Genomic DNA, 9,649 nt, shown 5'->3' with positions numbered 1-9,649 from the left:
AGGGGCTTGTTTATTTCGAGTCGGATTATCGTCAAGGTAGCGAGCTAGATAAAGCAACAGCGTGGTTGGATGCTAAAGGATTAAAGTATTACTATACAAAAGAATAATTTTATTAAAATGAATAATAAAAACCAGAGCATTCTTTAGGAGTGCTCTGGTTACATAGGATGCTTATTATAAAAGAGGAACGTGTTAATTTATTTTATATAGTAAAATGTTAAAATATGAGAAAAAGCACCCCAAAGTGGTGAAGTCTGGAATGCTTTTTCTGTATAGATTGGCATGTTGTATAACATAGCCGGAGCAATTTAATGTATGCTTCTAAAGTGCTTAATATGCTTTTGAAAAAATACAATTTATTCAAAATAGAAACAGCTATTGACTAATAATTTTTGTTATATTATATTTTATATTCAACCATTCTTAACTGAAATAGTTAACCTAAAAGTCCGTTTCCTTTCGTGGAGGCGGACTTTTTTGCGTTTACATATCCCAAAAATCATCAGCTCTTATTTTAGGATCAAATTCTCGAAGTACTTTTAATATTTTCTTCATGGTTTTTTGTGTAGGATATCTATTAGGATTATTAGCTAGTTCTCCAATTGTATTTCTTCCTAAATCCGATTTTCGTATAAGCCATTCTTGTTCGATTTCATGTTTGTCCAAGAATTTTCCTAGTTTTGTACGTTTTTTACCAAGACCCCACATGTTTTCACCTCATTAATTAATTTATTATATACAGTCATGTCCAATTTTCACTAAAAATAAAACCCCAAAAATGGTGAATATTGTCCAAGCTCTCCACAATATGATGTATCAAGGTAGTTACCACGGCAAGAAGAAATTCAGTTATCAAAGTAGCTATCAAGGTAGGAATAGGTAATTTTACCGAGGTAGTTATCAAGGTAAGATTTAGATTTCTACCACAGTAACTACCATGGTTCCTATCAAGGTAACTCTACCACGGTAATGAGTGTGTGAAGCGTTATTTTATCTGGGTTTTATATTCTGTTTATAGAGGGGCGAAAGAAATGAACATCAAGATGGCATTATCAGAAGAAACTTGTGAGTATTGTAAATGTCTGCTATCCGATTGGTTGTTTTGGAGATGGAATGGAAAGAAGTATTGTTCAGAGTCTTGTGCGGAATACGATAAGAAATAAATGACGGGGAGTAGATTCTATGTTTACAAGAAAGCAAGTTATTCCTTTTCGGGATTTTATGGATGGATCATACAAAATGAAAGAGCAGAAAATACAAAGATATCATTCATTAAGTCCGTTAGCATTTGTTCATATGTCGGATTCTATTTTAAATACGTATCTGGCATTAGGGATAATGGGAACGGCTTTAATTGGGGCAGTCATGTTAGAAAGATATCTTGTACGAAATGATTATGTATCAGCGGCTAAATTATTATCCAATGGGATTCATTATGGCGTGAAAATTGGTGGAGTGGGATTCATTACCTATGTATTTGTTCGAATTGTAATTATGTTCTAGGAGGCTTGTCATGGGAATCATAAAAGAATGGCTTAATAAGAGGTCTTTAAAACACCAGATTATTGAGGTGTTCCAAAAGGCAGGTTTATATACGGAACATCAAACACGTGGAGGGAAAATCCCGATTTATCCAAAGGTTCATGCTGTTTCTTCTTCAAACGAAAGCGTGAAATATGTATTTACTATCCCCAACGGATTAGATCCAAAGACGATTGAAAAGAAATGGTTTTGCTTTCAACAAATATTTGGACGGAATGTAGCAATTGAGGGAGATATTAAAAAGTTTGTGCTCAATGTATTTCATTCTGATGGTGGTTTGAAACAATACAACTACAGTTATAAGCAATGGCAACCATTCATAAAAGAATGCCGTCTTCCTGTTATAGTAGGGCGTGACCAGTTTGGAAACATGCTTGTTTATGATATGGTAAACCCCAATACACCCCATTTACTAATTGCAGGAGAAACAGGTAGCGGAAAAAGTAGTATGGTACGTGTTGTACTTTCTACACTCATTCAATACATGCCTCCTGATAAATTATATTTGTACCTAGGCGACTTGAAAAACTCTGAATTTCATTTCTTGCGTAGAGTAAAACATGTGAAAGAAGTGTGCATGGAAGAAATCGAAATGAAAGTCATGCTTCATAAGGTTTGGAATGAAATCAGGGAACGCAGAAAGCTCATGGAAGAATATGAAGTGGATCACATTGATGAGTACAACAAATTAAATCCTGATAAACAGAAACCCTATATTCTGTTAGCTATCGATGAAGTAGCGATGCTACAAGATGAAAAAGAATGTATGACGACAATAGAAAAAATATCGGCAGTTGGTCGAGCGCTAGGTGTATTTCTTATGCTATCCATGCAAAGACCAGATGCAAAGGTGTTAGATGGTAAGTTAAAGCTAAATATGACGGTTAGAATGGGCTTTAAATGCGATAACACAATTAATAGTAATATAATGGGCACACCTGGATCAGAACACTTAGAGCAATCTGGCCAAATGATTTTAAAGTTAAATGGATTAAAGAAAGTGCAAGCTCCTTATTTAGAACTTAATAAAGCAAAGAAAATAGTTGAACCTTACCGTTTACTCAAAGAAGATATAACGTTTCAGAATTCGCCACAACAAGAACTTCCTTTGTTTGGAGTGTTGGAACATGAAGAGTAGAGATAAAGCGATTATAAAAGACTTATGTCGCTTTAGATGCCTATCACGAGATGATATTATCGATTTGCATTTCCAAGGACTTAAGAAAGCTGTGACCAGTTGCAATACGGTTATGAAACGATTAAGGCGAGATGGGAGCGTGGACGTAAATTTGTTACAGAAACCATATATCTACTTTCCACAACCGAGTCCGATTCGAAAAACAAGTCAAAAGATTCCGCACTTCCTTGCTATTGTGAATGTATATAAGCAACTTCTTCAGTACGAAAAGCCTAAATTGTTTAAAGTCGAGCCCAAGTATGGTAAAGCATATATGGAGCCAGACATATTTACAATTTGGCGACAATCTCCATTTTTCATAGAAGTGCAGAATTCGGTATACAGTAAGAAAGTAATGCAAGAGAAATTAAACCGATATGAATTTTACTTTCATAGTTTGGAATGGCAGCAAGAACTATGGCAACCCAAGAAATCGAAATACTTCCCTTCTCTTCTGGTAATTACCGATAGCCAGTATGACATCTCCTCTTCAAATTTTCGCATATTTCAAGCTAAATCCATTCACGATTTCATGAATCAAATGGTTGTTAAGACATAACAAGTTAACCATCAATAAATTCTTTGAAAAAAGCTAGTCCATTATATTTATTTGCCTTACGACTTGCAAGGTTATGTATCTCTCTAAAGCTATCAATGTAGTTATAGACGATTCTTTTGAACGTTCGAGTAAAGTATCCAATAGGATTTTTCATCGATTTTCCATTATGCTCGTACTTATGTGTTTTAAAGTACAAAACAGAAGAAGCATTTGCAAGAAGGTTGTGAAATACATCTGTATCTGCTAATAAATTAAATTGTTTTGCAGCCTTCTTTGCAATGTTTCTGGCATTTTTGAAAGACTCATTAATCACATTGGGTGAAAAAGCAGTTTGTAATTCCATACGCATAGATTGTGGCACACGATAATCGATGAAGTCTAAATCATGTTGAAAAGATTGCGAAACTTCCTCTTTACGTTTATTTATATCTTTTATCTTTTGTTTTAAGGTTTTTGTAGTTGTTTTCTTGGTGTGACAAATTTCCACAGTTTTAGTAGGGGCTTCTGTGACAAACTCTTCTTTTGTGATGAGTGGCTGGATTACAATAATGTTACTTGTTTGTCTCATATCACTTTTACGTTTCATTTCTAGCTGTTTGATGATACCAAGTAATTCTAAGTGTTGGCATGCACGAATGACCGTTCTACGGCTAATATGAAGTACTTCAGCAATCTTTTTTTTGGATTTAAAAGAAACGCCAAAATATTTACAAGAATGGGTGTGTAAGTGATTGAGTACAGCCAATTGATTTTTATTTAATCGATCAGCAAATTGTTCTTTATATGTGCGTACAGTGTCATTTAACTCCTTGAGATTTTGAAAAGATATTAAGTTTTCATATGTTTCTATACTAGCAAGAATGGTAATTGCTTGTTTCTTTTTCATAAGGGCTCGTCTCCTTTGAAAATAAAAAAGCAACAGTATGCCACAAAATGTAAGCAAACTGTTGCGGAAGAACCCTTACGTACGGTAAAATAAAGTACATAAAGAGTTACAGCAAGTGTTTGCCTAGTGTGGTTAGGCGGACGGTTAACCAAGTGGTGAGACACTTTATTAACGCGCTGTGCTCTTTTATTTTTTTATTTTGATTAGTATTTATTGCGGTAACAGATTGGTAACGAATAACCGGAAAAACGTTGCCATTAGTTTTTTTAGATATAATAAGAAACACCTTAATATATACGGTTTGTACGAGTTTAGGAATATAAAGTTTTACGTACAATAGATTGGTAAGATCTAGTTGCCTCTTTTTTTCATAAGGAATTTTTTGTGAAAACTGTAAAAATCATAAGGGGAGTATTGAAGTTTCGCTTTATACATCCCCTATCTTTCGGATACACTAAATAATATAAGGTTTTAAAGGAGGTATTTTTGCTTGGAAGAAATCATACAAGAACATATTGATAAGTTGTTATTATTTATGAGAGAAGAAGCGTATAAACCGCTAACGATACAAGAGTTAGAAGAGGCATTTGGAATTGAAGGTTCTGAGGGCTTTAAAGATTTCGTAAAGGCACTTGTAACGATGGAAGAGAAGGGACTTGTTATTCGTACTCGTAGCAACCGTTACGGTCTTCCTGAAAAGATGAATTTAATACGCGGTAAGTTAATTGGACATGCACGTGGTTTTGCATTCGTTGTACCAGACGAGAAGAAAACTGGAGATGATGATCTTTTCATCCCGCCTACAGAGTTAAACGGTGCACTTCATGGCGATACAGTATTAGCACGCCTTAGTTCCCAATCGAGTGGTTCACGTCAAGAAGGGTCTATTGTACGCATTTTAGAACGTGGAACGAAAGAACTAGTTGGTACATATACAGAATCGAAAAACTTTGGATTTGTTATACCTGACAATAAACGCTGGACAAGTGACATTTTCGTATTGAAAAGCGCATCAATGGGTGCTGTAGAAGGCCATAAAGTAGTTGTAAAAATTACGAGCTATCCAGAGAATCGTTTAAGTGCGGAAGGTGAAGTTATTCAAATTCTAGGTCATAAAAATGATCCAGGAGTAGATATTTTATCTGTCATCCATAAACATCACTTGCCTTTAGCGTTCCCTGAAGAAGTGATGGAACATGCCAACAGTGTACCAGAAACGATTTCAGAAGAAGATTTAAAAGATCGCCGTGATCTACGTGACCAAATGATCGTAACGATTGACGGTGCAGACGCAAAAGATTTAGATGATGCTGTTACAGTAACGAAACTTGAGAACGGTAACTACAAGCTAGGCGTTCACATTGCGGATGTAAGTCATTACGTTCAAGAAGGTTCTCCAATTGATGTAGAAGCAGCGGAAAGAGCGACGAGTGTGTATCTTGTTGACCGTGTAATTCCGATGATTCCACACCGTCTATCTAACGGTATTTGTTCATTAAATCCGAAAGTAGACCGTCTGACATTATCTTGTGAAATGGAAATCAACAACTTAGGTGATGTTGTTAAACACGAGATTTTCCAAAGTGTGATTAAAACGACAGAGCGTATGACTTATGCTGACGTAAGAAGCATTTTAGAAGATGAGGACGAAGAGTTAATTAAGCGTTATGAGCCGCTCGTACCGATGTTTAAAGAGATGGGGCAATTGGCACAAATTTTACGTGAAAAACGTATGCGCCGTGGTGCAATTGACTTTGACTTTAAAGAAGCGAAAGTATTAGTGGATGAAGAAGGAAAACCGACAGACGTTGTCATGCGCGATCGTTCTGTATCAGAGAAGTTAATTGAAGAATTTATGCTTGTTGCGAATGAAACAGTAGCAGAGCACTTCCACTGGATGAACGTACCATTCATGTACCGTGTCCATGAAGATCCGAAAGAAGATAAGTTAGAGCGTTTCTTCGAGTTTGTAACGAACTTCGGATATGCGGTAAAAGGACGTGCGAATGAAGTACATCCTCGTGCGCTGCAACAAATTCTTGAAATGGTTCAAGGGCAGCCAGAAGAAGTAGTTATTTCAACAGTAATGCTTCGTTCTATGAAGCAAGCGCGTTACGATGCGGATAGCTTAGGACATTTCGGTTTATCAACTGAGTTCTACACGCATTTCACATCACCAATTCGTCGTTACCCGGATACAATCGTTCATAGATTAATTCGTGAATACATTATTAACGGTAAAGTCGACAACGAAACGCAAGCAAAATGGCGTGAAAAATTACCTGAGATTGCAGAGCATTCTTCTAATATGGAACGTCGTGCTGTTGAAGCAGAGCGTGAAACAGATGAGATGAAAAAAGCAGAGTATATGGTTGATAAGATCGGTGAAGAGTATGACGGTATGATTAGCTCTGTAACAAACTTCGGTTTATTCGTAGAGCTTCCAAATACAATTGAAGGTCTTGTACACGTTAGTTATTTAACGGATGATTACTACCGTTATGACGAGCAACATTTCGCTATGATTGGAGAACGTACAGGAAACGTATTCCGCATCGGTGACGAAATTACAATTCGCGTTATTAACGTAAACAAAGACGAGCGTGCAATCGACTTTGAAATCGTTGGCATGAAAGGCACACCTCGCCGTAAGTTCAAAGATCGTCCAGTCGTTATCGAGCAGCCAAGAACAGGCAGAAAGAAACGCGGTGGACGTAGCGAGCGCAGTAATGAGCGCGGCGGTGACCGTGGCACAGGTAGAAAATTTGACCGTGGTGGTAAAGGAAAAGGAAGAGGATCTGCATCCGCATCCGCTTCTGCTAGCCAGCCAGGAAAAAAAGATGGTAACGGTAAGAAGAAAAAAGCATTCTTCGAAAACGTACCAGGATTCAAGAAGAAAAAGAAAAAGCGTAAGTAAGAAAAGAGTGGCTTCGCTTTGATGAAAAGCGGGGCCGTTTTCTTTTTTCTTCGTGGCTTGAGAGCGAGCCACTTTCGCTTTTTATTAACATTTGTTACAATAGTAAAAATAGAGGAGGGACGTTATATGCCAAAAGGTACAGGTAAGGTTATTGCACAAAATAAAAAAGCGTTTCATGATTATTTCATCGAAGAAACATACGAAGCAGGGCTTGTCCTTCAAGGAACGGAAATTAAGTCGATTCGCGCTGGTCGCGTGAACTTGAAAGATGCGTTTGCACGTGTACATAATGGTGAAGTATGGGTTCATAATATGCACATTAATACATACGAACAAGGGAATCGTTTCAACCATGATCCACTTCGTACGAGAAAATTACTTCTTCATAAAAAAGAAATTGATAAGCTAGCGGGCGCTGCAAAAGAAACAGGTTACGCATTAGTTCCACTTAGAATCTATTTGAAAAATGGATTTGCAAAAATGGCACTTGGTTTAGCAAAAGGTAAGAAACAATACGATAAACGTCACGATTTAAAAGAGAAAGAAGCAAAACGTGAAATTGCACGCGTGTTCCGTGATCGCCAAAAGATGTAATACAGATATTTATATTTGTAAAACGGCGCGCGTATGATATAATAACTTATGTAAGGTTGTTGCACATTGAAAAACAGCTCTTAGTAGCTATCACGATATTTTCTTCGTATGCTCCATTTTTATCATGGGGACGTTACGGATTCGACAGGGATAGTTCGAGCTTAGGTTGCGAGTCGAGGGGATCGGCCTCGTTAAAACGTCAAAGCCTATAATTGGCAAACAAAACAATCTTTCTTTAGCTGCTTAATTGCACTAAAGGTTCCTCCCTCCATCGTCCATGTGGTAGGGTAAGGGACTCAAACTAAGTGGACTACGCCGGAGTTCGCCGTCTGAGGACAAAGGAAGAGAACAACCAGACTAGCAACTTGGAAGCCTGTCGATAGGCCGAAGAGTTCGCGAAATGCTAATATATCGACTACACTCGTAGAAGCTTAAGTGCCGATATTTTTGGACGTGGGTTCGACTCCCACCGTCTCCACCAATACATATTTGGTGGTTTTTTTATTTTGTATAACAGGAAGCATAACTTTGCATGATGTGCAGGTTTATGCTTCTTTTTTGTTATGTAAAGATATGCTTCTTCAAAGTGATATTAATTAATAATTCATGTTGTTTTAGAATAAAGTTTGTTCAAGTTAAGCAAATAACCTTGATAAACAAACAAAAAGAAAAAAGCGTGTTTTGAAAAAAGTTTGTTCAAAACACGCCCTTAATATTTTCAATTGGTTTATTCTTTTATAAAAAGTTGGATCATTTCCTATCTATATTGCTCAACAATTCCACCCTATAACTTAATAAGAAAACCTTTTATTCAAATACAACCATTTCTCCGACATCTATAAATCCAAATCGCTTATAGATATTTTTCCCATCATCTGAAGCCTGTAATACAACTGGTTTTTGTTTATCTGTTGTTTGATTTAGAAGAAATTGAAACATTTCACTGCCAATTCCTTTACCTCTAAATGTTTCTTTTGTCATCACATCATAAATACCATAACTATCTTTGCTTTCTATTAATAAACCAGTAGTTACAGGCATGTCATCTATGCATCCAATAAACATTTGAACTTCTGAACCTAATTTTACTTGTGAAAACTTATTAAAATAACTTTCTAATGCATCTTTTTCTGGTGTACCCTCAAATAAGCTCATGAATACGTCTATATATTTTAAAAGTTCTTCATTATTTTTCACATTAGTAATCATAAGTTGATGGGAAATTCTTTGATCAACATTAAGAGTATTGTCAAGTTTCATCATTACATTACGTTCCGCTTCTTTTAGGTCATATTCTTGCATAAGTTTTGTCCAATCCTCAGTTAAATACTGAGCATCAATCCAAATACTAAAGGGATATTTTTTATATGAAAAATTATCGATTCCATGTCTAATCTTAACTGCATTTTTGATATTTGGAGATTTCGGCAATACAACATTGAATGTATCAGTAGGAATTTCTGTATTTGCTATGATGAAATCTTCTTCCTTTGTAAGTTTTCCACTAACTGTATGAGTAAATACTTTTAATTTTTCTTCCAAATTGTTTATTACTAATTGTTGATTTGTAATCATGTTTTTGCACCTTTCAATTCAATTTAGCGCGCTTTTTTTTATTATAAGGTCAACTAAACACTAAATATACAGTGTTCACAGTATTTACATCCTCCCATAATATTCAGAAAACATTGAAGTGATTTGTTTTCTAGATTTAAAGTAATAGAAAGAATACCGTTTTTTCATTTTGTGGTTTTATAAAATGCTTAAGTTGATGGGAATCGGGCGGTACCTCTGAAACAGAAAATGAAGAACTAGTTATTGATGATAAGCAGATAGATACTATAGCTGACCGTAAACGCCCAATTGGTGAGATCTCATTAAAATTTCACTTTATTCAAATCTCTATATGTTTTGTGTTTTTATCCATACCTATTGTAAGATTATATAGAGTTCTCCTAATAAACTGTTTTAATG

The 9,649-nt window shown here is 35.9% G+C and carries 10 protein-coding genes and 1 other RNA gene; 8 read left to right on the top strand and 3 right to left on the bottom strand.

The window, feature by feature from the left end; translation table 11 throughout:
- The coding region (locus MR168_RS17890; RefSeq protein WP_282093715.1) for an N-acetylmuramoyl-L-alanine amidase C-terminal domain-containing protein at positions 1-107 on the top strand (107 nt) is incomplete at its 5' end.
- 376 nt (positions 108-483) lie between these two features.
- On the opposite strand, the gene MR168_RS17885 is transcribed toward MR168_RS17890, so the two are convergent.
- Positions 484-708 carry a hypothetical protein gene (locus MR168_RS17885; RefSeq protein WP_000264500.1) on the bottom strand — a complete coding sequence of 75 codons (225 nt, stop codon included), beginning with the start codon at positions 706-708 and terminating at the stop codon, positions 484-486.
- A gap of 323 nt (positions 709-1,031) precedes the next feature.
- Here MR168_RS17885 and MR168_RS33395 point away from each other — a divergent pair, with 323 nt between their 5' ends.
- Genes MR168_RS33395 through MR168_RS17870 form a run of 4 tightly spaced genes read left to right on the top strand, consistent with a single transcriptional unit; the run spans position 1,032 to position 3,278 of the window.
- Positions 1,032-1,163, top strand: a complete 132-nt coding sequence (locus MR168_RS33395) for a hypothetical protein (protein WP_127057661.1) — start codon at positions 1,032-1,034, stop codon at positions 1,161-1,163.
- 19 nt (positions 1,164-1,182) lie between these two features.
- Positions 1,183-1,503 carry a hypothetical protein gene (locus MR168_RS17880; RefSeq protein WP_000495115.1) on the top strand — a complete coding sequence of 107 codons (321 nt, stop codon included), beginning with the start codon at positions 1,183-1,185 and terminating at the stop codon, positions 1,501-1,503.
- A 10-nt stretch (positions 1,504-1,513) separates the two neighbouring features.
- Positions 1,514-2,680, top strand: coding sequence for an FtsK/SpoIIIE domain-containing protein (locus MR168_RS17875; RefSeq protein WP_086402929.1), 1,167 nt, complete (start codon positions 1,514-1,516; stop codon positions 2,678-2,680).
- Positions 2,670-3,278, top strand: a complete 609-nt coding sequence (locus tag MR168_RS17870) for a replication-relaxation family protein (protein ID WP_000842170.1) — start codon at positions 2,670-2,672, stop codon at positions 3,276-3,278. The genes MR168_RS17875 and MR168_RS17870 overlap by 11 nt, the downstream gene beginning before the upstream one ends.
- A gap of 4 nt (positions 3,279-3,282) precedes the next feature.
- Here the strand turns inward: MR168_RS17870 and MR168_RS17865 are convergent, their stop codons facing one another.
- Positions 3,283-4,164, bottom strand: coding sequence for a helix-turn-helix domain-containing protein (locus MR168_RS17865; RefSeq protein ID WP_086402930.1), 882 nt, complete (start codon positions 4,162-4,164; stop codon positions 3,283-3,285).
- 490 nt (positions 4,165-4,654) lie between these two features.
- Between MR168_RS17865 and rnr the strand changes: the two genes are divergently transcribed.
- From rnr to ssrA, 3 genes are all read left to right on the top strand, one after another.
- Complete coding sequence (gene rnr, locus MR168_RS17860; RefSeq protein WP_071739841.1) at positions 4,655-7,081, top strand: ribonuclease R; 2,427 nt, start codon at positions 4,655-4,657, stop codon at positions 7,079-7,081.
- Positions 7,082-7,207: 126 nt separating this feature from the next.
- Positions 7,208-7,675 carry an SsrA-binding protein gene (gene smpB / locus MR168_RS17855; RefSeq protein WP_001123920.1) on the top strand — a complete coding sequence of 156 codons (468 nt, stop codon included), beginning with the start codon at positions 7,208-7,210 and terminating at the stop codon, positions 7,673-7,675.
- 126 nt (positions 7,676-7,801) lie between these two features.
- Positions 7,802-8,156: a transfer-messenger RNA gene (gene ssrA, locus MR168_RS17850) on the top strand.
- Between the two features lie 326 nt (positions 8,157-8,482).
- Here the strand turns inward: ssrA and MR168_RS17845 are convergent.
- Entirely contained in the window at positions 8,483-9,250 is a 768-nt protein-coding gene (locus MR168_RS17845) for a GNAT family N-acetyltransferase (RefSeq protein WP_016123739.1), read from the bottom strand.
- Positions 9,251-9,649: the final 399 nt, after the last annotated feature.

This window comes from Bacillus cereus group sp. BfR-BA-01356 (assembly GCF_022663635.1).
GTDB classification, from domain to species: domain Bacteria; phylum Bacillota; class Bacilli; order Bacillales; family Bacillaceae_G; genus Bacillus_A; species Bacillus_A cereus.
Note: the sequence above shows the minus strand (reverse complement) of the source record. Positions and strands in the feature narration are given on the sequence as shown.